At 54.8% G+C, this 21,794-nt stretch carries 21 protein-coding genes; 11 read left to right on the top strand and 10 right to left on the bottom strand.

Features of this window, described 5'->3' with window-relative positions; genetic code table 11:
* Positions 1-96 precede the first annotated feature (96 nt).
* The 10 genes from cobO to glmS form a co-directional block, all read right to left on the bottom strand.
* On the bottom strand, positions 97-699 hold the full coding sequence (gene cobO, locus ABLV75_RS02555; RefSeq protein ID WP_004100306.1) for a cob(I)yrinic acid a,c-diamide adenosyltransferase: 603 nt from the start codon (positions 697-699) through the stop codon (positions 97-99).
* Positions 700-708: 9 nt separating this feature from the next.
* Positions 709-2,361, bottom strand: coding sequence for a class I fumarate hydratase (locus tag ABLV75_RS02560; RefSeq protein WP_004100308.1), 1,653 nt, complete (start codon positions 2,359-2,361; stop codon positions 709-711).
* 11 nt (positions 2,362-2,372) lie between these two features.
* Positions 2,373-3,374 carry a glutaminase A gene (glsA, locus tag ABLV75_RS02565; protein WP_004100310.1) on the bottom strand — a complete coding sequence of 334 codons (1,002 nt, stop codon included), beginning with the start codon at positions 3,372-3,374 and terminating at the stop codon, positions 2,373-2,375.
* A gap of 74 nt (positions 3,375-3,448) precedes the next feature.
* The gene (locus tag ABLV75_RS02570; RefSeq protein WP_004100312.1) at positions 3,449-4,756 is read right to left on the bottom strand and encodes a dicarboxylate/amino acid:cation symporter; all 1,308 of its coding nucleotides are present in this window, start codon (positions 4,754-4,756) and stop codon (positions 3,449-3,451) included.
* Positions 4,757-5,119: 363 nt separating this feature from the next.
* Positions 5,120-5,437, bottom strand: coding sequence for a DUF4387 domain-containing protein (locus tag ABLV75_RS02575; protein ID WP_004100314.1), 318 nt, complete (start codon positions 5,435-5,437; stop codon positions 5,120-5,122).
* Positions 5,434-6,804, bottom strand: coding sequence for an acyclic terpene utilization AtuA family protein (locus tag ABLV75_RS02580; RefSeq protein WP_004100315.1), 1,371 nt, complete (start codon positions 6,802-6,804; stop codon positions 5,434-5,436). The genes ABLV75_RS02575 and ABLV75_RS02580 overlap by 4 nt, the downstream gene beginning before the upstream one ends.
* Before the next feature lie 3 nt (positions 6,805-6,807).
* Positions 6,808-8,049: a methylaspartate ammonia-lyase gene (locus ABLV75_RS02585; protein ID WP_004100316.1), complete on the bottom strand. Its 1,242-nt coding sequence runs from the start codon at positions 8,047-8,049 to the stop codon at positions 6,808-6,810.
* On the bottom strand, positions 8,049-9,494 hold the full coding sequence (locus tag ABLV75_RS02590) for a methylaspartate mutase subunit E (RefSeq protein WP_004100317.1): 1,446 nt from the start codon (positions 9,492-9,494) through the stop codon (positions 8,049-8,051). Before ABLV75_RS02590 ends, ABLV75_RS02585 begins: the two co-directional genes overlap by 1 nt.
* Positions 9,495-9,510: 16 nt before the next feature.
* The gene (gene glmL, locus ABLV75_RS02595) at positions 9,511-10,899 is read right to left on the bottom strand and encodes a methylaspartate mutase accessory protein GlmL (protein ID WP_004100318.1); all 1,389 of its coding nucleotides are present in this window, start codon (positions 10,897-10,899) and stop codon (positions 9,511-9,513) included.
* Entirely contained in the window at positions 10,899-11,348 is a 450-nt protein-coding gene (gene glmS / locus ABLV75_RS02600) for a methylaspartate mutase subunit S (RefSeq protein ID WP_004100319.1), read from the bottom strand. Before glmS ends, glmL begins: the two co-directional genes overlap by 1 nt.
* A 1,207-nt stretch (positions 11,349-12,555) precedes the next feature.
* Here glmS and cydA point away from each other — a divergent pair.
* The 11 genes from cydA to cpoB all read left to right on the top strand — a co-directional run bounded on the left by cydA (position 12,556) and on the right by cpoB (position 21,577).
* The gene (gene cydA / locus ABLV75_RS02605) at positions 12,556-14,124 is read left to right on the top strand and encodes a cytochrome ubiquinol oxidase subunit I (protein ID WP_004100321.1); all 1,569 of its coding nucleotides are present in this window, start codon (positions 12,556-12,558) and stop codon (positions 14,122-14,124) included.
* A 15-nt stretch (positions 14,125-14,139) separates the two neighbouring features.
* Positions 14,140-15,279: a cytochrome d ubiquinol oxidase subunit II gene (gene cydB, locus ABLV75_RS02610; protein ID WP_004100323.1), complete on the top strand. Its 1,140-nt coding sequence runs from the start codon at positions 14,140-14,142 to the stop codon at positions 15,277-15,279.
* Between the two features lie 15 nt (positions 15,280-15,294).
* The gene (gene cydX, locus ABLV75_RS02615) at positions 15,295-15,408 is read left to right on the top strand and encodes a cytochrome bd-I oxidase subunit CydX (RefSeq protein ID WP_004100325.1); all 114 of its coding nucleotides are present in this window, start codon (positions 15,295-15,297) and stop codon (positions 15,406-15,408) included.
* Positions 15,408-15,698: a cyd operon protein YbgE gene (gene ybgE / locus ABLV75_RS02620; protein WP_004100327.1), complete on the top strand. Its 291-nt coding sequence runs from the start codon at positions 15,408-15,410 to the stop codon at positions 15,696-15,698. The genes cydX and ybgE overlap by 1 nt, the downstream gene beginning before the upstream one ends.
* A 149-nt stretch (positions 15,699-15,847) precedes the next feature.
* Positions 15,848-16,252, top strand: a complete 405-nt coding sequence (ybgC, locus tag ABLV75_RS02625; protein WP_004100330.1) for a tol-pal system-associated acyl-CoA thioesterase — start codon at positions 15,848-15,850, stop codon at positions 16,250-16,252.
* A complete protein-coding gene (gene tolQ / locus ABLV75_RS02630) occupies positions 16,249-16,941 on the top strand; it encodes a Tol-Pal system protein TolQ (protein WP_004100332.1) in 693 nt (230 codons plus the stop codon). Before ybgC ends, tolQ begins: the two co-directional genes overlap by 4 nt.
* A gap of 3 nt (positions 16,942-16,944) precedes the next feature.
* On the top strand, positions 16,945-17,373 hold the full coding sequence (gene tolR / locus ABLV75_RS02635) for a colicin uptake protein TolR (protein ID WP_004100333.1): 429 nt from the start codon (positions 16,945-16,947) through the stop codon (positions 17,371-17,373).
* Between the two features lie 105 nt (positions 17,374-17,478).
* Positions 17,479-18,801, top strand: coding sequence for a cell envelope integrity protein TolA (tolA, locus tag ABLV75_RS02640; protein ID WP_348854882.1), 1,323 nt, complete (start codon positions 17,479-17,481; stop codon positions 18,799-18,801).
* Positions 18,802-18,930: 129 nt separating this feature from the next.
* The gene (gene tolB / locus ABLV75_RS02645) at positions 18,931-20,223 is read left to right on the top strand and encodes a Tol-Pal system beta propeller repeat protein TolB (protein WP_004100336.1); all 1,293 of its coding nucleotides are present in this window, start codon (positions 18,931-18,933) and stop codon (positions 20,221-20,223) included.
* 34 nt (positions 20,224-20,257) lie between these two features.
* A complete protein-coding gene (gene pal / locus ABLV75_RS02650; RefSeq protein WP_004100337.1) occupies positions 20,258-20,782 on the top strand; it encodes a peptidoglycan-associated lipoprotein Pal in 525 nt (174 codons plus the stop codon).
* Between the two features lie 9 nt (positions 20,783-20,791).
* Positions 20,792-21,577 (top strand): cell division protein CpoB, encoded by a 786-nt coding sequence (gene cpoB / locus ABLV75_RS02655; RefSeq protein ID WP_004100339.1) that lies wholly within the window; start codon positions 20,792-20,794, stop codon positions 21,575-21,577.
* Positions 21,578-21,794: the final 217 nt, after the last annotated feature.

A 21,794-nucleotide genomic window follows, 5' to 3' on the forward strand; every position in this document is an offset into this window, starting at 1 on the left:
GTGAACCCGTAGCCCGGGCAAGGCGCGTTGAGCGCCGCCCCCGGGAGCAGCGCGCGAGTAGCCCAGGGAGCAGAACGCAGCGCGAGCCGGGTCAAACTACCAGTCGATTCCTGCCTGCGCCTGAATACCACCGTCAAAGGCGTGCTTCACCGGGCGCAGTTCGCTGACCGTATCGGCAAGCTCCAGCAGGCGGGCATGGCAGCCGCGGCCGGTAACAATCACGTTCTGCTGCGGCGGACGATTGACAATAGCGGCAATCACTTCCTGTGGATCCAGATAGCGATACGCCAGCATATACGTGAGCTCATCCAGCACCACCAGATCGTAGCTCGGATCGGCCAGCATGCGCTTACTCTCTCGCCATACGACCGATGCCGCCTCAATATCCGTTTCCCGGTTTTGCGTTTCCCAGGTAAAGCCGGTGCCCATAATGTGAAACTCAACGCCCAGAGGATGCAGCGTATTGTACTCTCCATTATCCCACTGGCCTTTAATGAACTGGGCAACGCCGACGCGCTTACCATGTCCGACGGCTCGCGTTGCCGTACCAAAGGCGGCAGTAGATTTGCCCTTACCGTTGCCGGTGAAGACGATCAAGATGCCTTTTTGCTCCGTTGCCGCCGCCACGCGGGTATCAACCTGCGTTTTCAGCTTCTGCTGGCGCTGACGATGGCGGTCAGGATTACCTCGCGCGTGCATAAATGCTCCTTAGTGCCCTGCCGGACAGGTGGCGCAGCGGTGCTGCTGCTCGAACTGGCTAAAGAAGTTGTTGCCTTTGTCGTCAACCAGCACAAACGCGGGCAGGTTTTCGACTTCCATCATCCATACCGCTTCCATGCCCAGTTCCGGATACTCAAGGCAGCGTAAACTTTTCACGTACTGCTGCGCCAGCAGGGCCGCCGCACCGCCGATGCTGCCGAGATTGAAGCCGCCGTGTTTCAGGCAGGCTTCGGTCACCTGCGGGCTGCGGTTGCCTTTTGAGAGCATGATCAGACTCCCGCCCGCGGCCTGGAAAGCATCAACATACCCGTCCATCCGTCCGCCGGTGGTGGGACCCAGCGAGCCGCAGGCAAGATTGTCTGGCGTTTTCGCCGGTCCGGCGTAGTAGACGATATGATTGCGCATGTAAGCCGGCATCGGTTCGCCATTATCCAGCCGCTCTTTAATTTTGGCATGGGCAATATCGCGGGCGACGACAATTGGACCGCTCAGCGACAGCCGGGTGCCGACCGGCAGGGCTGACATATCGCGAAGGATATCGCGCAGCGGCCGATTCAGGTCGAGCTGGACGGTCTGCGCCCCGTTTTCTATCCGCTGAGAATCAGGAATAAACTTGCCCGGGTTATGTTCCAGCTTCTCCAGCCAGATGCCGTGCTTGTTGATTTTGGCTTTAATGTTTCGATCGGCGGAGCAGGAGAGGGCCATAGCGATAGGGCAGGAGCCGCCGTGCCGCGGCAGGCGGATCACGCGAATATCGTGAGCGAAATATTTGCCGCCAAACTGCGCGCCGATGCCGAACTCGCGGCTGGCGTTAAGCAACGTCGCCTCCAGCGCGGTATCGCGAAACGCCTGGCCCAGCGCATTTCCGCTGGTGGGTAGATTGTCATAATATTTGGTCGAAGCCAGCTTCGCCACCTTCAATGCCTGATCCGCCGAGAGGCCGCCCACCACAAAGGCGATATGGTACGGCGGACAGGCGGCGGTGCCCAGCGCTTTCATTTTTTCAATCAGGAAGGCGGTGAGTTTTTCCGGCTGCAGGATGGATTTTGTTTCCTGAAACAGCGCTGCTTTGTTCGCCGAGCCGCCGCCTTTGTTGACGAACAGGAAGCGGTATTCGCTACCCGGCACGGCGCTGATGTCGATCTGCGCCGGCAGGTTAGTCTCCGTGTTGACCTCGGTGTACATATCGAGGGGGGCATTTTGCGAATAGCGTAAATTATTTTCCTGGAAGGTGTTGTAGACGCCCTGACTCAGGGCTTCAGCATCGTTGCCGCCGGTCCAGACGTTCTGGCCTTTGCTCGCCACGATGGTTGCGGTCCCGGTATCCTGGCAGTTTGGCAGCACGCCTTTTGCCGAGACTTCGGCGTTGCGCAGCAGCTGCAGCGCAACATATTTATCGTTACTGCTGGCCTGCGGATCGTGCAGGATACTGGCGATCTGTTTTAAATGTCCGGCGCGCAGGAAAAATGAAGCCTCATAAAATGCCTGCTGAGCCAGCAACGTTAACGCTTCGGGCGCAACCTTGATGACCTCTTCACCATCTAACTCTGTCACCTTAACATGTTGATTACTGAGTAGTTCATATTCCGTATTATCTTTACTCTGCACAAAGAGTTCCTGCCAGACAAAGGGTTTAGACATGTGACATCTCACTATTTCGCGAAAAAGAGATTGGCCTGCGTCGCTTTAGCGACGTACTCGATGGTTTGCTGGGCGCGAACGCTATTACCGGCTGCATCCAGCGGAGGGGAGTAGACGGCGATGGCGTACCGCCCCGGCACCACGGCGATCATCCCGCCGCCAACGCCGGATTTCGCCGGAATACCGACGTTATACAGCCATCTGCCGCTGCCGTCGTACAGCCCGGCTATCGCCATTTCCGCCAGTACCTGCGGCACATAGCTGGCGTTAAGCAGTTGCCTGCCGTTGAACGGCGATTTACCGCCGTTGGCCAGCACGGCTCCCATTTTGGCGAGCTGCTCAACGGTGATATCCACCGAACATTGACGGGTGTAGATTTCGACGGCTTCCTGCGGATCGCCATAAAAGCTGCGGTAGGAATGCATCAACATGGCCAGCGCCTGGTTATGCTGGTTGGTTGCCATTTCGGATTGAAATACCGGCTCGTTCACGCTCAGCGTACTGTCGGCCCAGGCGCTGAGATTGTTGAGGATTTTATTCCAGCGGTCGGTTTTGTCCTGCGCCGCAATCAGGCTCACGGTGCTCATGGCGCCGGCGTTGACTAACGGATTCTCCGGCGCGCCTTGGGTGAGTTCGACGGCTAATCCGGAATTGAAGGGCAGGCCGGTGGCGTTGGCGCCGAGTTTATCCAACACTTCCTGCGGTCCGCGTTGCTCCATTGCCAGCGCCAGGGTGAACACTTTGCTCAGGGACTCCATCGGGAACGCTTTTTTTACGTCGCCGGTCTGGTAAATTTTGCCTTCTACCGTCGCGAGCGTAATGGCGAAATTATCCGGGCTATAGGTCGCCAGAGCGGGGATGTAGTCGGCGACTTTACCCTCGTGGTTATTTTTATATTTCTGATGCGCCTGCTCGATAATGCTGGCGTAGTCCGGTGCGCCCTGAGCTGCGGCGGCGCCGCTAAACAATAAGCTGGCGGTGAACAGGCAGGTGCCGAGAAATTTAACGTTCATGGTATGTCCTGTTGAGATTATTGAGAGGAACCGGGCCGGATAGATCCGGCCTGGGGTTCATAGCCATCTTGCCATCAGGACATCGCCACTTCGGACGTTTCGCTGGCAGGACGCTCCTGCTCGGGTTTTTTGACCGGGGCGGTGCCGCGGCAGCCTTCTCCATAGTGCTCGCCTTCCCAGCGGCCAACGATGGCGGCGCCCATGGCGTTACTCATTACGTTGGTGGCGGAGCGACCCATATCGAGGAACGGATCGACACCCATCAACAGGATCAGGCCCGCTTCCGGAATGTTGAACTGGTTCAGCGTCGCGGCAATAACTACCATTGAGGCGCGCGGTACGCCCGCCATCCCTTTTGAGGTCAGCATCAGAATCAGCAGCATGGTGATCTGCTCGCCCATGCCGAGGTGCACGTTGCAGGCCTGGGCGATAAACACCGTGGCGAACGAGCAGTAGGCCATGGAGCCAACCAGGTTAAAGGAGTAGCCAATGGGCAGAACGAAGCTGGCGATTTTGGAAGAGACGCCAAATTTTTCCAGCTTATCGAGGGTGCCCGGGAAGGCGGCTTCAGAGCTGGACGTGGTGAAGGCCAGCAGGGCGGGCTCAAGGATCGCTTTGGTCAGACGGCCAATGCACGGACCAACAATGACCGCCGACAGGCCAATCAGCATCGCCCACAGCATGCCAAGCGTCAGGTAGAACTCACCCATAAAGATACCGGCGCTGACCATTACGCCCAGTCCGCGCTCGGCGATCAGCCCGGAGATAGCGGCAAAGACGGTTAGCGGCGCGAAGAGCATGACGTAGCCCGTCAGCTTCAACATTACGTGGACCAGCGAATCGAGCACTTTCACAATGGGTTCGGCTTTTTCGCCGATAGCCGCCAGGCTACAGCCGAGGAAAATGGAGAACACCACGATTTGCAGGATTTCGTTGCGCGCCATCGCATCAACGATGCTGGTCGGCACCGCGTGAGAGATAAATACCTTCAGCGTGAAGGGCTCAGACTGAACGGCCGCGACCGCTCCGGCATCGTGGGCGACGAAATTAATCCCCGCCCCCGGCTGGAACAGATTAACGATCACCAGCCCCAGCGCAATCGACAGCAGCGAGGCGCAAATAAACAGGAAAAAAGTTTTCGAGAATATCCGCCCGAGCGTTTTAGCATCGCCCATTTTGGCGATGCCAACTACCAGCGTGGATATTACCAGCGGAGCGATAATCATTTTTACCATGCGTAAAAATATGGTGGTGAAAATAGAAATATCCTGCGCGTATGATTTTGCTGTATCAGCCGATGCCATATTATTAATTGCCACCCCGGCAATCATGCCGAGTATCAGGCCTAATATGATCATTTTGGTTAAACTTATTTTTTTCATGTTTACTCCATCGGATCGAGGTTAGTCGGTGAAGTGTTGTAGGGCAGCGCACGCCTGAGCTTGCAAACCGCTCAGACGGGCGCCTGTGGTGACCAACCGCATAAATTGTCTGGAATACAGTGATACAGCGAAATCCTGTACACCAAGGGATGTTGTAGTATTTTTATATCCGTTGTCTTTCACGCTGCATTTTGTTGGCTGCCTTTGCTCACCCCAGTCACGTACGGATGTACGCTCCTGGGGATGAATGTGGGACATCCATGTCCCTCACCGAAGGCAGCCTCCGGCTGTTCAAATTCGTTCCTGACGAATTTGTCCTTCAGTTGCCGCCTCAATGCAACTCGAAATCCATTGGATATAGAATTAGAAATCGAACTCAATACTTAATAACGGCGCATGCTGCTGAGCGCCATAAACATCATTGTCGCCAACGTTGCCGGAAATAATATCCCGCGGCATGACAATTTTTACCGCGTTAGCCGGGTCAAACCAGACAATGCGATGAATAAAATCAGGTCTCACGTTATATAAGCTGGCAATAAGCTGCGGAGTTAATTGCTCAGATCGTTTTACCCGCTGATAATCCTCCCGGGTTTTAAATAAAATATCTAAAACTAATTCATACGGCCCGGCGTTTTTGGAGCGGATCACCTGCGCCAGTGAGCATAGAGATTGTTTCATGCCTGAACTCCTTCTGGCGTGACCTGCTCGATATGGAAGTCAAAGCGCAGCGCGTCGCAGGCTTCAATCAGGTGATAGATTGAAAACTCATACACCGGGCCACTCTGGATATCGGAAGGCGAGAACGGGAAGGCGAGGTTGCCCGCGGTCGCAATGCGGTTTTCATAACCGTAGTGCAGCAGGGTAGAGCGCACCAGCGAACAGACGCTGTTGGCGGTATCCTGAGTCGGGGCGACGACGTCCAGTAAAATCCCCAGCTCGTGCCCGGCGCTTTTCATCGGCTCATGATTGCCCATCACTCCGTTCTTTCCGTACAGATGGAAAGTCATGCGGATGCTGTCGTCACTCAGCGAGAGGTTGCGCGCCACGCTGGCCTGTACCTCTGCAAGAATCGTGTCGATCCCGGCGATCATGATCGGGTCGCGGGTTCCGGCAATGGTCAGGCAGCGAAAGCCGACCCGACGCGCGCCTTCCAGCTTCAGCGCGTAGGGCGTCTCTTCGTGGCGAGAGCCGCTAACGTACACCTCGCCTTCGTTGACCGCTTTGAAGCTGCATCCTTTGAGGTTCAGCACGCCGCCGGGCCCCGGCAGGAAGTACGGATCGGACTTCTCGTATAACGTGTGCGCCGCGGCGGACGTTTCGGTGAATTTGCGCTGTGGATTGAAGGTTTTCAGCGTAAAACCGTTGTCGTCGATGATCCCCATCGCGCAGTCGGAGCCGGACCCTGGGGTCGCCGCAATGGCCGCGCATTCAAGGATCTTGCCGCAGTGCAGGGCCAGTCCCTCATCGAAGCCCTGCATAATCGGCAGCGCCGCGAAGCAGGCTGGATCGTACGCCCGTCCGCCCAGCACCACCTGGGCGCCGGCGGCCAGCGCCCGTTGGAACGGTTCGATACCCATCTGGGCGACGATATAGGTGCTCTCTTCAATGGCTTCGTGGGTCAGCTCGGGCACAAAGTCGAGGGCGGTGATTTTGCCGTTATCCAGCGCCTGATGCACGATGGATTTCTCGACGTCAGACGGGATCAGCGCCATGGAAAACGACAGTTTTTCTTCCTGCGCAATCTCATGGATGATTTGCCGGCACCACTCCAGGTGCGGGGCCGCGCCGGAGCCGCCGGCCGTGCCGATCACCACCGGAATACTGTTTTTTACGCCGGCGACGATCATATAGCGCAGATCGCGTTTTACTCCGGCTCTGTCGGTAAAGGGTTTACCTGCTCCCAGATAATGGGGGCCGGGATCGGATGAACCGGCGTCAACGGCAATCAGATCCGGAGACTCCGCCATGGCTTTAAGAAAGCTCTCTTCCGGAAAGCCATAACCCAGAATCGCGGTCGGCGATAAGATCTTAAAGGTACGAGCCATCTCTTAATCCTTAGTCTGCAACAGCGCGATGGTGCGGTTCATTTCGTTAAACACGATGTTAAGACCTTCGTCGAAGCCCATGCCTGGCTTGATCAGCATGCGCACAGGACGCGCGGCCAGCGCGACGTGAACGCAGGTGCGGGCGCTGATCTCGGTTTCGTTGCAGGTCCCGCCCTGATAGGCTTCCATCGCATGTTTGTTGCAGTACAGCACCGCGTCCACAATGTTATGGACGCCGCCGAGGTCCGGGGTTTTAATCTGTACCATGTGGCAGCTGCCGGCATCGGTGAAGTCAACGATATCCTGATAGGTGTTACACCATTCGTCGGCGACGATTTTCACCCCGGAACCCAGGCGGGTCAGCTCTTTGGTGATGGCGGTCAGCATGCGGATCTGATCCGGTTTGTTGCCGGCATCCACCGGGCCTTCTATATAGAGCGGCAGGCCCTGGGCCTCTTTCTCCAGGCTGGCGATATATTCGGCGCAGCGAAGCGGGTCCATATCGAAAATCAGGCCGATGGTGCCGTAAACATCGATATGCAGCGTCGGACGGTAGCGGGGGCTGGTGCGCAGGCTTAAGATGCGGTCGGACAGCCAGCGGATATACTCGCGCAGTTTCTCCCCTTTCAGACCCAGCTTCTCTTCAACGTTGTTAATCAGCGCATGCGGCAGAACATCGACGCCTTTGAGGATCATCTTGTCCACGGCGATATAGCGGTCGTCTCCGCTCTGACCGAATAACGGAATCGCTTCCGGGATACAGGGCAGCTGCCATTCGTCGCAAACCACCTCCGCCTTCAGACGGCCGCTGGCCAGCGCCGTGGCATCGAGTAGCGCCTGGGAAAGACCATAGCGGACGGCGGTATGCAGCAGTTGGCCGTCGATGCGCAGCTTGTCGAAGAAGCGGGCGTTCGGCAGGAACGTATCGACATCCCGGCCTTCCAGCAGCGGTTTAATATGATCGTTGAGGAAGGGAATAAAATTTTCCGCGAGGAACAGCGGGTCGCGGCCACCGGCGCCGGAATACTGTACGGCGGCACAGTCACCGACCGCTACCGCGCCGTTTTCCAGAATCAGCTGCACGGAAACGCATTCACCCGCCTGGCGCACGGAGGTAAATCCGGGGGTAACCGGCGCGCCGGTATAGATGAATCCATCGTGACCCGCGCCGTTTTTAATCGCCTGCTGGTCATCAAAGTAGAATGAGGAGTAGCCAGCGGTGAAAAGGGCCTGTTTAATTTTCATTATGGTCTTCCTATTAATTGACTGTGGGATACCGCGTTGATGTCATCAACAACCATCTGGAATGAGGGCTTGCGACCTTCAAAATGCGCACGTTCTGCGACGTAATCGTGGTGCAGGGCGAGGATGTCCTTCGGCAGCGGAACCGCGCCAGCTTCAAGCACGCGAATAGCGCCGGAATTGTCGCGAACCGGCAGAATTTTGCCCGCGTTGCAGGATGCCGGAGCAAAAGGCACGTCCAGCACGCCCGCTTCAAAGGCCAGCACCGTACCGCGGGCGATATCGCCGTTACCCAGTTCGAAGACTTTCTTCAGTACCGCGCGTACCTCGCTTTTTATCAGCTCCACTTCCTGATCTACCGCGGCGCACGGCGGGAACTTCTGATCGCTGACCATATTGAGCATCTGGCGGGAGGCCCTCAGGCCCTGCGCGTTGGCCGCTGCGGTTGGAATACCGAACGCTTCATGCGGGCTCTTGGTGATCACTTTGGTGGCGCCGGACATGCCGGCCACCGCCGCGCCCCAGGAGATAATGGCGAATGCTTTCGATTCATCTTCCGGAAAGCCGCCCATCCACTGGTGGAAGACGGTACTCAGCTCATAATCGTCGAAACCGTAATTGCCAAAATATTCGTGAGAAAGTTCGCGAAGCGACTTAATCGCTGCAATGTCCTGGGTCAGGCTGCCCACCTGGCCGTAGCCGACGGTAATTGATTTGACGCCCTGTTCCAGCGCCAGCAGCCCTTCGATAATCGCCACCGCGTGGGACATAAACGGCGGGATCAGAGTGCCGGTTAGCGGGCCGAAAGGTTCGCGGTTAATTCGAATGCCGTGTTCTTCATAAAGGCCCATCAGACGGTCGCAGTACTGCCAGTCGCGAATCGACTTCTCCAGGGTCACGCGCTTGGCGTAGGGAATGTTGTAGGAGATACCGCCGCCTTCGTAGCTGGTAAAGCCGCTGGCCATGGAAATTTCCGCCAGCAGACGCGCGTCCGGCGTACCGTGACGTACCTGCACCGGTTTTTCCAGCGCTTCGGTCATCCGGCGGCAGGCAGCGACGCCGTGGTTAACCACCGGTAAACCGTTGAGTTTGGAGGTACCCGCTTCGATAGACTTCTGAATGCCGACCGCCGCTTCTTCGTAACGGTTAAGGCGGGTGTAGGCATCGATGGTACTGGGCAGTAGATCGCACTCTTCCTGCAGCGTCTTGAGTAGCGCAATGTGTTCATCCATCAGCGCTACGCCCGCGCGCGGCTGGCTCAACGTTTTACCTTCCTGGTCGGCCTTAAGCAGGGCGTGAGAAAAGCGTTTTTTCTCTGGAATAGTTTGCTGGTACTTCACGCCATCTTCGAAGTGCTCAACGTCCTTGCCGGTATGCCAGGTCTGCAATACCTGATGCCGCTCGGTCATGAATTCGTCATGGGTTAATTTTTTATTTCGAAGTTCCATTCGTAGCTGCCTTCATTTATAGGGTTAAACAGTGAATGCTGGTGCGAGCGGCGAGTTCGGGATAAAGCCTGGCAACGTTTGCCAGCAGCGGAAGCAGGCCTTTTGCATCGCGGTAATAGTCAAACTGGGTCGGTAAGAGAATGCGTCTGCCGTCGTCATCCAGTTCGCGGTATTTCAGCCAGCGGTGGATGTCAAAGCGGCTGGCGCGGGAGAGCCATCCACCGGATCCGACGACTTTGCGCACCGGGGTCAGGTCGCGCCCCATCTGCAGGTCGACGTTGCCCACGCAGGTGCAGACCTGTTTTTTGGTTCCCGCGTGGCGTTCGCTGGCGTAGCCCACGCAGAGCCCGGCGAGAACGGTGTCGAAATACTTTTCTTCTTCACTGGCCGGCAGATAATCCGGCTGAGCGACAAGATGGCGCAGATAGCGGTAAAAAGCCTCCTGACGCTGCGGCTGGTGGGCAAAGACCACGTTCACCAGCTCCCGGGCGCTTTCACCGACAACCATCGCCGAGACGCGCATGCCGAGATCGCCTTCCACCGTGCGTTTTACATATGGCTCCGGAACGCCGTGTAGAACGGTATCCGGCGAGAGCGTGTTGGCGCTGGCGGAGTAGACATCGGTAGTCGCGCCGCCCATGTCGATCAGCATGAACTCTTTCCACGTACTGTCGTAATGACTGATGGTTTTCACCAGCTCGTAGACGGTCCACGGCGTTGGCATCGGCTCTTCGCCGGTTTCTGCGACGATAACGTCCAGTCCTTTACCTTTGACGATCCGGGATAAGAAAACATCGCATATTGCCTTGCGGGCCGCGTACGGATTCGGGTGATCAAGATCGGGCAGAATATTGTCTACCGTGGTCAGATCTTTATGGCCGAGGATGGTCTGAATCTCGTCCTGAATGTCGCGGTTGCCGGCATAGATAATGGCGCAGTCGAGCGTTGACTCCGCCAGCGCGTGGGCGTTAGCCAGGCCGTAGCTCGTTTCACCGCCGTCGGTCCCGCCGGTAAACAGCAGAATGTCCGGCGGCGAGGCTTCCAGCGCCTGAATGTCGTGGCGATTCAGTTTATAAGAGTAGTATTGGGCGATTTTGGCCCCCGCCGAGTGGGCGGTGACTTTTGCTGACTCCAGGGTGATGGACGGCACCAGCCCCATCGCGGCGACGGCAAGACCGCCTTTGGCCGATGAGGAGTATTTCAGCGTGACGTCACCGCGGTTCAGCAGCGGGCGCGCATCGGCAACGTTAAGCACCTGGTTCAGGCTGGCAAAAAAGCCTTCCGCCAGGTGATGGGTGGTTGTCGGGGTCAGAACGTGGTTTACCAGCGTCAGCTCATCCCCCTCCTGGGTGAAGAGGGCCGCCTTGGTCCACGTCGAGCCGATATCGACTGAGACGGTTTGCATCAGATGGCCTCTTCCAGACACGGGTGTTTAACGCCATGGCGCTGGTTGATGTCGTTTGCCATCAGTTGGCAGACGTCTTCCAGATCGTGGCTGGGGGCAAAAACGCGGTTGAACCCCATCTCTTTGAACTTCGCTTCAACGTCGGCAAAGTCATGCTTTCCGACCACCAGATTGCCGCCGACGTAAAGGAGAATGTCGCCGATACCGCGTTCGATGCAGCGCTCGCGCAGTCCCAGGCAATCGATATCGCCGTGGCCGTAAATCGACGACACGACGATGGCATCCGCACCAGTTTCGATGGCGGCATCAATATATTCATCCTGGCTGACCATCACGCCCAGATTGATTACGCGAAAATCATGGGCAGTAAAAACGCGGTCCAGGACTTTATTGCCTACTGCATGGCAGTCAGCACCAATGACGCCAATAACGAGTGTTGATTTCTTCATGGGTAATCCTCTGTAGGGCTGATGGTATAAAAATAAAAACGACGATCTAATATTTGGCAGCCTGGGTTATGGATGCCTGTTAATAGGGCTGGAGTGTCTTTGGTTCGTCGGGAGGAAGCAATTGATCTATTTTCAGAATATCATTCAAAAAAAGCGCATTTTTGAGTTTTCGTTAAAAATTCTTTGTTTATCATAGTGATGTACTTAATGCTTATAAATTTGATTGGTCCTTTTTGAGTTCTCGTAATAAATATATTGCGATGTTTGTGAGCGAGATCTTATTTTATTTTTGGCTGGCTTCTGTATTTCTAAATAACGGGTTAAATACAATTCTTTAAAATTTTCTGTGAGCGCGGTAACGGAATTTATGGGCTGGTTTTTATATGTGTCAAAGGCAATTTGTTAGCATAAAGCTATCAAATGATGAATTGTTCGTTTCATATTCTATTTTTGTTGATGAGGCAGACATACGTCGTCAGAGAGTAAAAATGCAGACTGCAGATGATCCTTAAGAAGAGTAGGGGGCCTGACCTGCACAAAAAAGAAATCGATGGGCGGCGGTGACGGGATAAACGATAGTCACATAGGGGTGTTAATTAAAGGTAAATGCAATGATAAATATAATCAGTAAAAAAATAAACGATAGTAACTTGATAAAAAAAATCTGTGAACTACGCAACATTATCAGTTGAGGTCGGCATTTAAGCCGCTCACGAGGGCTCATTAAGTACCGCTCCGCTGTGAAATAAATGGTCTATCATTTTCAGTAACTGATGACACTCCTGAAAAACATACCGTTAACCTTGTGTTTACTAGTGTTGTACACAGTAAACATAATTAACATTTAAAATGAAAATTGATTTAAATCAATGTTTAAAACTTGGAAAAGAACAAGAAATGGAGTTAAATTGTCGCGGATCAAATTGACCAAAATCTGATATTTTCGCTATAAATTGATCGCCGTCGAAAACTGCAAATTTATCACAATAAAAACCTATTTATTGTAAGGGTTTTGCAGCGTAATATAATCACGGGATCAATTTGGGTGTTTTGTTAACATGTTTGTAACTTTTCACCACTACCGTTTCCTTGACAGAGGAAACGGGCGTGACGAGAAGAAGCAAATAAATTTGTATTGGGGCATGCGTGTGACCCTTTCTAACGGGGTTCACTCTCGGAGTCTTCATGCGATGAGCAAGGAGTCATGATGTTAGATATAGTCGAACTGTCGCGCTTACAGTTTGCCTTGACCGCGATGTACCACTTCCTGTTTGTGCCGCTGACGCTTGGTATGGCGTTCCTGCTGGCCATCATGGAAACGGTCTACGTCCTTTCCGGCAAACAGATTTATAAAGATATGACCAAGTTCTGGGGCAAGTTGTTTGGTATCAACTTCGCTCTGGGTGTGGCAACCGGTTTGACCATGGAGTTCCAGTTCGGGACAAACTGGTCTTACTACTCTCACTACGTGGGCGATATCTTCGGTGCGCCGCTGGCCATTGAAGGTTTAATGGCCTTCTTCCTCGAATCTACCTTTGTAGGTCTGTTCTTCTTCGGTTGGGATCGTCTGGGTAAAGTGCAGCACATGGCCGTGACCTGGCTGGTAGCGCTCGGCTCCAACCTGTCGGCGCTGTGGATTCTTGTCGCTAACGGCTGGATGCAGAACCCGATTGCGTCGGACTTCAACTTTGAAACCATGCGTATGGAGATGGTCAGCTTCTCTGAGCTGGTTCTGAACCCGGTGGCTCAGGTTAAGTTCGTGCATACCGTGGCTTCCGGCTACGTGACCGGCGCGATGTTCATTCTTGCTATCAGCTCCTGGTATATGCTCAAAGGGCGCGACTTTGCTTTTGCCAAGCGCTCCTTTGCTATCGCAGCAAGCTTCGGCATGGCGGCAATCCTCTCCGTTATCGTTCTCGGTGATGAATCCGGTTACGAAATGGGCGACGTGCAGAAAACCAAGCTGGCGGCTATCGAAGCAGAATGGGAAACTCAGCCTGCTCCGGCGGCCTTTACCCTGTTTGGTATTCCTGACCAGAAAGCAGAGGAGAACCGCTTCGCGATTCAGATTCCTTACGCGCTGGGCATCATTGCGACTCGCTCCGTCGATAAACAGGTTACCGGCCTGAAGGATCTGATGGTTCAGCACGAAGAGCGTATCCGTAACGGGATGAAGGCTTACGCGCTGCTGGAACAGCTGCGTGCAGGTTCAACTGACCAGGCCGTTCGCGATCGGTTTAACGACGTGAAGAAAGATCTTGGTTATGGTCTGCTGCTGAAACGCTATACCGACAACGTCTCCGACGCGACGGAAGCGCAGATTGCGCAGGCGACCAAGGACTCCATTCCTGCCGTGGCGCCGCTCTATTTTGCCTTCCGTATCATGGTGGCGTGCGGCGTGCTGATGCTGCTGATTATTGGCGCCTCCTTCTGGACCGTGATTCGTAACCGCATTGGCGAGAAAAAATGGCTGCTGCGCGCTGCGTTCTATGGCCTGCCGCTGCCGTGGATTGCCGTAGAAGCTGGCTGGTTTGTTGCTGAGTATGGCCGTCAGCCCTGGGCTATCGGTGAAGTGCTACCAACGGCTGTAGCGAACTCGTCGCTGACTGCGGGCGACCTGATCTTCTCTATGGTGCTGATTTGTGGCCTGTACACGCTGTTCCTGGTGGCTGAACTGTTCCTCATGTTCAAGTTTGCCCGCAAAGGACCAAGCAGCCTGAAAACCGGTCGCTATCACTTTGAACAGTCCTCTGCGGCTATTCAGTCGGCACGCTAAGACAGGAGTCGTCAAATGATCGATTATGAAGTATTGCGTTTTATCTGGTGGCTGCTGATTGGCATTCTGCTCATTGGTTTTGCCGTCGCCGATGGCTTCGACATGGGGGTGGGCATGCTCACCCGTTTCCTCGGTCGTAACGACACCGAGCGTCGAATTATGATTAACTCCATTGCTCCGCACTGGGACGGAAACCAGGTGTGGCTGATCACCGCAGGCGGCGCGCTCTTTGCCGCCTGGCCGATGGTCTACGCCGCCGCGTTTTCCGGCTTCTACGTGGCAATGATCCTGGTGCTGGCATCTTTATTCTTCCGTCCGGTTGGTTTCGACTACCGCTCGAAGATTGAGGATACCCGCTGGCGTAATATGTGGGACTGGGGCATCTTCGTCGGCAGCTTCGTACCGCCGCTGGTGATTGGCGTGGCGTTCGGTAACCTGCTGCAGGGCGTTCCGTTCCACGTTGATGAATATCTGCGTCTGTACTACACCGGCAACTTCTTCCAGCTGCTGAATCCGTTTGGACTGCTGGCCGGTATTGTTAGCGTGGCGATGATCCTGACGCAGGGCGCGACCTATCTGCAGATGCGTACCGTGGGCGAACTGCACCTGCGTACCCGCACCGTCTCAACGGTAGCGGCGCTGGTGACGCTGGTCTGCTTCGCGCTGGCAGGCGTTTGGGTCTACTATGGCATCGACGGTTACGTAGTGAAATCCGTCATGGATCATACCGGCCCGTCTAACCCGCTGACCAAAGAAGTGGCTCGTGAGGCCGGCGCGTGGATGGTGAACTTTAATAATATGCCGGCGCTATGGGCGATTCCTGCTCTGGGCGTGGCGCTGCCGCTGCTGACCGTCATTTCGACCAAAGCAGATAAAGGCGCCTGGGCATTTCTGTTCTCCTCGCTGACGCTGGCGTGCATCATTCTGACTGCCGGTATCGCCATGTTCCCGTTCATTATGCCTTCAAGCACGGCGATGAACGCGAGCCTGACCATGTGGGATGCCACCTCCAGCCAGCTGACGCTGAACCTGATGACTTACGTGGCGATTGTCTTCGTACCGATTATTCTGGCCTACACCACCTGGTGTTACTGGAAAATGTTCGGTCGCATCACTCGCGAAGACATCGAAAAGAACACCCACTCGCTGTACTAAGGTAAGGAGCTATATATGTGGTATTTCGCATGGATTTTGGGAACGCTTCTTGCTTGTGCCTTTGGGGTGATTACCGCGCTGGCGCTTGAGCACGTGGAAGCCACCAAAGCAGGTAAAGAAGAACACTGATGAGTATTATCGCGACTCTTTACGCGATAATGGACAAGCGCCCGTTAAGGGCGCTTTCCTTATTGATGGCGCTGGCGCTAGCGGGCTGCATCTTCTGGGACCCGTCGCGCTTTGCGGCCAAAACCAGTGAGCTGGAAATCTGGCACGGCTTCCTGCTGATGTGGGCGGTGTGTACCGGCGTTATCCACGGCGTGGGCTTTCGCCCGCGCGCCATCCACTGGCAGGGAATTTTTTGTCCGCTTATCGCTGATATTGTGCTCGTTTTGGGCCTGTTCTTTTTCTTCTTTTGAATAAGAAATCTCTGTTAACCATATGGGCTTGCATAAGCCCATAAAAATTTACTCCTCGTTTACTTTCCCCCATTCCAAACCACGATTCCCGCGCGTATAGTAGCGAAGTTTGAAAGCACTAACCTTTTGTTGCATTACCGGGATGTAAAGTGAATACAACGCTGTTTCGATGGCCGGTTCGGGTCTACTACGAAGACACCGACGCCGGTGGTGTGGTTTACCACGCCAGCTACGTCGCTTTCTATGAAAGAGCACGCACAGAGATGCTGCGCCATCATCACTTCAGCCAACAGGTTTTGCTGGCTGAACGAGTTGCCTTTGTGGTTCGCAAAATGACGCTGGAGTATTTTGCGCCCGCCAGACTCGACGACATGCTCGAAATCCAGACGGAGATAACCTCAATGCGAGGGGCGACCCTGGTTTTCACGCAGCGAATCGTCAACGCCGAGAACGTAGTTTTGAATGAAGCTGAAGTTCTGATCGTGTGCGTTGATCCACTCTTAATGAAGCCTCGTGCGCTTCCCAAGTCTATTGTCGCGGAGTTTAAGCAGTGACTGAGATGAATATCCTTGATTTGTTCCTGAAGGCAAGCCTTCTGGTTAAACTTATCATGTTGATTTTAGTTTGTTTTTCTATCGCCTCCTGGGCCATTATTATCCAGAGAACGCGCATTCTCAACTCGGCGTCGCGTGAAGCCGAAGCGTTTGAAGATAAGTTCTGGTCAGGTATTGAGCTTTCTCGTCTGTATCAGGAAAGCCAGGGCCGTCGCGATAATCTGACCGGTTCGGAACAAATCTTCTACAGCGGTTTTAAAGAGTTTGCTCGTCTGCATCGCGCCAACAGCCATGCGCCGGAAGCAATTGTCGAAGGGGCATCGCGCGCGATGCGTATCTCGATGAATCGCGAGCTGGAATCCCTGGAGACGCACATCCCGTTCCTCGGTACGGTAGGTTCTATCAGCCCGTATATCGGTCTGTTTGGTACCGTATGGGGGATCATGCACGCCTTTATCGCGCTGGGCGCGGTAAAACAGGCGACGCTGCAAATGGTGGCACCGGGTATTGCAGAGGCGCTCATTGCGACCGCAATTGGTCTCTTTGCCGCTATCCCGGCGGTTATGGCTTATAACCGTCTGAACCAGCGCGTGAACAAACTTGAGCTGAACTACGACAACTTTATGGAAGAGTTCACCGCTATTCTGCACCGTCAGGCGTTTACCAGCAGCGAAAGCAATAAGGGGTAAGCCATGGCCAGAGCACGTGGACGCGGGCGTCGCGAACTGAAGTCCGAGATCAACATCGTTCCGCTGCTGGATGTCCTGCTGGTACTGTTGCTGATCTTTATGGCGACAGCGCCGATCATTACGCAGAGCGTAGAGGTCGACCTGCCGGACGCAACGGAATCGCAGGCGGTAAAAAGCAACGATGAACCGCCGGTGATCGTTGAGGTTTCCGGAGTCGGGCAGTACAACGTGAAAATTGGCCCGGAAACGCTATCGCAGCTGCCGCCTGAACAGGTTATTGCCGAAGCCAGGCGTCGACTTGAGGCGAATGAGAAAACGGTGTTCCTGATCGGCGGTGCGAAAGAGGTGCCATACGATGAGATTATTAAAGCGCTTAACCTGTTGCATAGCGCAGGGGTTAAATCGGTTGGCTTGATGACTAAGCCGATCTAATCGCTCGCAATACGCACCCCCGCCAATATGGCGACGGTGGGACAAACGTGTCCCGCGGCCGACGTCATCGAACGGGAACAGGCGAACAGTTTTTGGGAACCGATAGTGTCAAAGGCAACCGAACAAAACGACAAGCTTAAACGAGCGATCATAGTTTCAGTCGCGCTGCACATCGTCTTGATAGCGCTGCTGATCTGGAGTTCGTTTGACGAGCATCTGGATGCTTCTGCCGGCGGCGGCGGGGGCTCTTCTATAGATGCGGTTATGGTCGATCCGGGGGCGGTTGTGAAGAATTATGACCGTCAACAGCAGCAGCAGGCCAGCGCCCGCCGTGCCGCCGAGCAGCGTGAAAAGCAGGCTCAGCAGCAGGCGGAAGAGTTGCGCGAAAAACAGGCCGCCGAGCAGGAACGGCTAAAACAGCTGGAACAGGAGCGTCTGCAGGCGCAGGAAGCGGCTAAAGAGGCCAAAGAGCAGCAGAAACAGGCGGAAGAAGCCGCGGCGAAAGCCGCCGCAGCGGCCAAAGCGAAAGCGGACGCTCAGGCGAAAGAGGCGCAGGAAGCTGCCGCCAAAGCCGCCGCTGATGCAAAAGCGAAGGCCGATGCTCAGGCGAAAGCAGCCGAAGCCGCTGCGGCGAAAGCGGCGGCGGATGCGAAGAAACAGGCAGAAGCAGAAGCCGCGAAAGCGGCCGCGGACGCGCAGAAGAAAGCCGAAGCGGATGCAGCGAAGAAAGCTCAGCAGGAAGCCGAGAAGAAAGCGCAGCAGCAGGCAGAGAAAAAAGCGCAGCAAGAAGCGGCGAAACAGGCTGCGGCTGAAAAGGCTGCTGCCGAAAAAGCGGCAGAAAAAGCCGCCGCGCAGAAAGCCGCTGCTGAGAAAGTAGCAGCCGAGAAAGCCGCCGCAGCGGAAAAAGCCGCCGCTGAGAAAGCTGCGGCAGCCAAAGCCGCAGCAGCAGAGAAGGCCGCCGCAGACAAAGCGGCGAAAGCCGCAGCCGCTAAGGCAGCAGCCGCGAAGAAAGCCGCTGCGGCCAAAGAGGCCAACGGCGTGGACGATCTGCTCGGCGACCTGAGCTCCGGTAAGAATGCGCCTAAAACTGGCGGTGGGGCGAAAGGGAGCAATGCATCTGCTGCCGGGAGTGGTAATACTAAAAATAATGGCGCATCAGGAGCTGATATCAGCAATTATGCCGGGCAGATCAAATCTGCCATTGAAAGTAAGTTTTACGACGCAGCATCTTACTCAGGCAAGACCTGTACCTTGCGTATTAAACTTGCTCCGGATGGCATGTTGCTAAATATACAGTCTGAAGGCGGGGATCCTGCGCTTTGTCAGGCCGCTCTTGCAGCAGCCCGACAGGCTAAGTTCCCAAAACCGCCTAGTCAGGCGGTATATGAAGTATTCAAAAATGCGCCGTTGGACTTCAAACCTCAGTGATATTTTTCCCCGTGCAAGCGGGGAAAAACAATCTATTGTAGTCACAGGGTTTTAGTAGTTTTGTGTATTTGGGTTTGTTAACATTCTGCTAAATTATCGTGGGCTTTCCGCCTGGATAAGGGAGATATGATGAAGCAGGCATTACGAGTAGCATTTGGTTTTTTAATGCTGTGGGCGGCAGTGCTGCACGCAGAAGTACGCATCGAGATTACCCAAGGGGTTGACTCGGCACGCCCAATCGGCGTAGTGCCGTTCCAGTGGGCGGGGCAGGGTGCTGCACCTGAAGATGTGGGCGGTATCGTGGCGGCTGACCTGCGCAACAGCGGCAAGTTTAATCCGCTCGATCGCTCTCGCCTGCCTCAGCAGCCGGGTAGCGCTCAGGAAGTACAGCCTGCGGCATGGTCTGCGCTGGGTATTGACGCCGTTGTGGTGGGTCAGGTGACGCAAAACCCTGACGGCTCCTATAACGTGGCCTACCAGCTGGTTGATACCGGCGGCGCGCCGGGTACCGTGCTTGCACAGAACTCATTTAAAGTGACTAAGCAGTATCTGCGCTATGCCGCGCACGCTGCCAGCGACGCGGTATTTGAAAAGCTGACCGGCATCAAGGGCGCCTTCCGTACCCGTATCGCCTACGTGGTGCAGAAGAACGGCGGCCAGTTCCCGTACGAACTGCGCGTATCCGACTACGATGGTTATAACCAGTTCCTCGTTCACCGTTCCACCCAGCCGCTGATGTCTCCGGCCTGGTCTCCGGATGGTGCGAAACTGGCCTACGTAACCTTTGAAAGCGGTCGTTCTGCGCTGGTTGTGCAGACTCTGGCTAACGGCTCCGTTCGTCAGATTGCTTCGTTCCCGCAGCACAACGGCGCCCCGGCGTTCTCGCCGGACGGCAGCAAACTGGCCTTCGCTCTGTCGAAAACCGGTAGCCTGAACCTGTACGTGATGGACCTCGGATCCGGTCAGATTCGCCAGGTGACCAATGGTCGTAGCAATAACACCGAACCAAGCTGGTTCCCGGATAGCCAGAATCTGGCCTTTACTTCCGACCAGGCGGGACGTCCGCAGGTATATAAAGTCAATATTAATGGCGGCACGCCGCAGCGTATTACCTGGGAAGGTTCACAAAACCAGGATGCTGACGTGAGCGCTGATGGTAAAACTATGGTAATGGTAAGCTCGGCCGGTGGTCAGCAGCACATTGCCAAACAAGATCTGGAAGCGGGTGGTGTGCAGGTTCTGTCATCAACGTTTTTAGATGAAACGCCAAGTCTGGCACCTAACGGCACTATGGTAATCTACAGCTCTTCTCAGGGGATGGGATCCGTGCTGAATCTGGTTTCTACAGATGGGCGTTTCAAAGCGCGTCTTCCGGCAACTGATGGACAGGTAAAATCGCCTGCCTGGTCGCCGTATCTGTGATAATAAATAATTGATTATTAAAGGAATCAAAGAAATGCAACTGAACAAAGTGCTGAAAGGGCTGTTGATCGCTCTGCCGGTTATGGCAATCGCGGCGTGTTCTTCTAACAAGAACGCCAGCAACGACCAGAGCGGTGAAGGCATGCTGGGTGCCGGCACTGGTATGGACGGTAACGCTAACGGCGGCAACATGTCTTCCGAAGAGCAGGCTCGTCTGCAGATGCAACAGCTGCAGCAGAACAATATCGTTTACTTCGATCTGGACAAATACGATATCCGTTCTGACTTCGCTGCAATGCTGGACGCGCACGCTAACTTCCTGCGTAGCAACCCGTCTTACAAAGTGACCGTAGAAGGTCATGCGGATGAGCGCGGTACGCCGGAATACAACATCGCTCTGGGTGAGCGTCGTGCTAACGCCGTTAAGATGTATCTGCAGGGCAAAGGTGTTTCTGCTGACCAGATCTCCATCGTTTCTTACGGTAAAGAAAAACCTGCAGTACTGGGCCACGACGAAGCGGCTTACGCCAAAAACCGTCGCGCCGTACTGGTTTACTAAGAGAATTGCATGAGCAGTAACTTCAGACATCATCTATTGAGTCTGTCGTTACTGGTTGGCATAGCGGCCCCCTGGGCCGCTTTTGCTCAGGCGCCAATCAGTAGTGTCGGCTCAGGCTCGGTCGAAGACCGCGTCACTCAACTCGAGCGTATTTCCAATGCGCACAGCCAGCTTTTAACCCAACTCCAGCAACAACTCTCCGATAATCAGTCCGATATTGATTCCCTGCGCGGCCAAATTCAGGAAAGCCAGTATCAGCTGAATCAGGTTGTTGAACGCCAGAAGCAGATCCTGCTGCAGATCGACGGTCTGAGCAGCGGTGGCGGCACGACGGGCGCGCAAAGCCCGTCGTCAGCCAGTGAGCAAGGTGCTGCGGCAAGCGCGCCAGCGGCTTCATCAGGCGCTCCGGCGTCGACCGGCGATGCAAACACCGATTACAACGCGGCTATCGCGCTGGTGAAGGATGCTTCCCGCCAGGACGACGCGATGGCGGCTTTCCAGAACTTCGTCAAAAAGTACCCCGATTCAACGTATCAGCCGAACGCCAACTACTGGCTCGGTCAGCTGAATTACAATAAGGGTAAAAAAGACGATGCGGCGTACTATTTCGCTTCCGTGGTGAAAAACTACCCTAAATCTCCGAAAGCGCCCGATGCGATGTTTAAAGTCGGCGTAATCATGCAGGACAAAGGCGATACCGCAAAAGCCAAAGCGGTTTATCAGCAGGTGGTCAGTAAATTTCCTGGCACCGACGGAGCCAAACAAGCGCAAAAACGCCTTAACGCGCTCGGATGATTATGGCATGACCAGAAATCGCATCATTTCTGGTCTTGTCGCATGAATCCTAAGCAGTTAAGCAATCTTTATCTAAATTGTTGTTGCGCTGAATTCTGAAATCAGTAATATATGCCGCCGTTGCCAAGGGATATCGAACAAGCCCAAAGCGACGAAAATAGTGGGTCGTTAGCTCAGTTGGTAGAGCAGTTGACTTTTAATCAATTGGTCGCAGGTT

Origin of the sequence: Klebsiella sp. CN_Kp066, from assembly GCF_040065135.1 — a bacterium.
In the GTDB taxonomy this organism is placed as follows: Bacteria; Pseudomonadota; Gammaproteobacteria; order Enterobacterales; family Enterobacteriaceae; genus Klebsiella; species Klebsiella oxytoca.

Bases quoted from the DNA above. Each gene is read 5' to 3' on its own strand.
- cobO (WP_004100306.1), bottom strand. From the start codon at position 699: ATGCACGCGCGAGGTAATCCTGACCGCCATCGTCAGCGCCAGCAGAAG.
- ABLV75_RS02560 (WP_004100308.1), bottom strand. From the start codon at position 2,361: ATGTCTAAACCCTTTGTCTGGCAGGAACTCTTTGTGCAGAGTAAAGAT.
- glsA (WP_004100310.1), bottom strand. From the start codon at position 3,374: ATGAACGTTAAATTTCTCGGCACCTGCCTGTTCACCGCCAGCTTATTG.
- ABLV75_RS02570 (WP_004100312.1), bottom strand. From the start codon at position 4,756: ATGAAAAAAATAAGTTTAACCAAAATGATCATATTAGGCCTGATACTC.
- ABLV75_RS02575 (WP_004100314.1), bottom strand. From the start codon at position 5,437: ATGAAACAATCTCTATGCTCACTGGCGCAGGTGATCCGCTCCAAAAAC.
- ABLV75_RS02580 (WP_004100315.1), bottom strand. From the start codon at position 6,804: ATGGCTCGTACCTTTAAGATCTTATCGCCGACCGCGATTCTGGGTTAT.
- ABLV75_RS02585 (WP_004100316.1), bottom strand. From the start codon at position 8,049: ATGAAAATTAAACAGGCCCTTTTCACCGCTGGCTACTCCTCATTCTAC.
- ABLV75_RS02590 (WP_004100317.1), bottom strand. From the start codon at position 9,494: ATGGAACTTCGAAATAAAAAATTAACCCATGACGAATTCATGACCGAG.
- glmL (WP_004100318.1), bottom strand. From the start codon at position 10,899: ATGCAAACCGTCTCAGTCGATATCGGCTCGACGTGGACCAAGGCGGCC.
- glmS (WP_004100319.1), bottom strand. From the start codon at position 11,348: ATGAAGAAATCAACACTCGTTATTGGCGTCATTGGTGCTGACTGCCAT.
- cydA (WP_004100321.1), top strand. From the start codon at position 12,556: ATGTTAGATATAGTCGAACTGTCGCGCTTACAGTTTGCCTTGACCGCG.
- cydB (WP_004100323.1), top strand. From the start codon at position 14,140: ATGATCGATTATGAAGTATTGCGTTTTATCTGGTGGCTGCTGATTGGC.
- cydX (WP_004100325.1), top strand. From the start codon at position 15,295: ATGTGGTATTTCGCATGGATTTTGGGAACGCTTCTTGCTTGTGCCTTT.
- ybgE (WP_004100327.1), top strand. From the start codon at position 15,408: ATGAGTATTATCGCGACTCTTTACGCGATAATGGACAAGCGCCCGTTA.
- tolR (WP_004100333.1), top strand. From the start codon at position 16,945: ATGGCCAGAGCACGTGGACGCGGGCGTCGCGAACTGAAGTCCGAGATC.
- tolB (WP_004100336.1), top strand. From the start codon at position 18,931: ATGAAGCAGGCATTACGAGTAGCATTTGGTTTTTTAATGCTGTGGGCG.
- pal (WP_004100337.1), top strand. From the start codon at position 20,258: ATGCAACTGAACAAAGTGCTGAAAGGGCTGTTGATCGCTCTGCCGGTT.
- cpoB (WP_004100339.1), top strand. From the start codon at position 20,792: ATGAGCAGTAACTTCAGACATCATCTATTGAGTCTGTCGTTACTGGTT.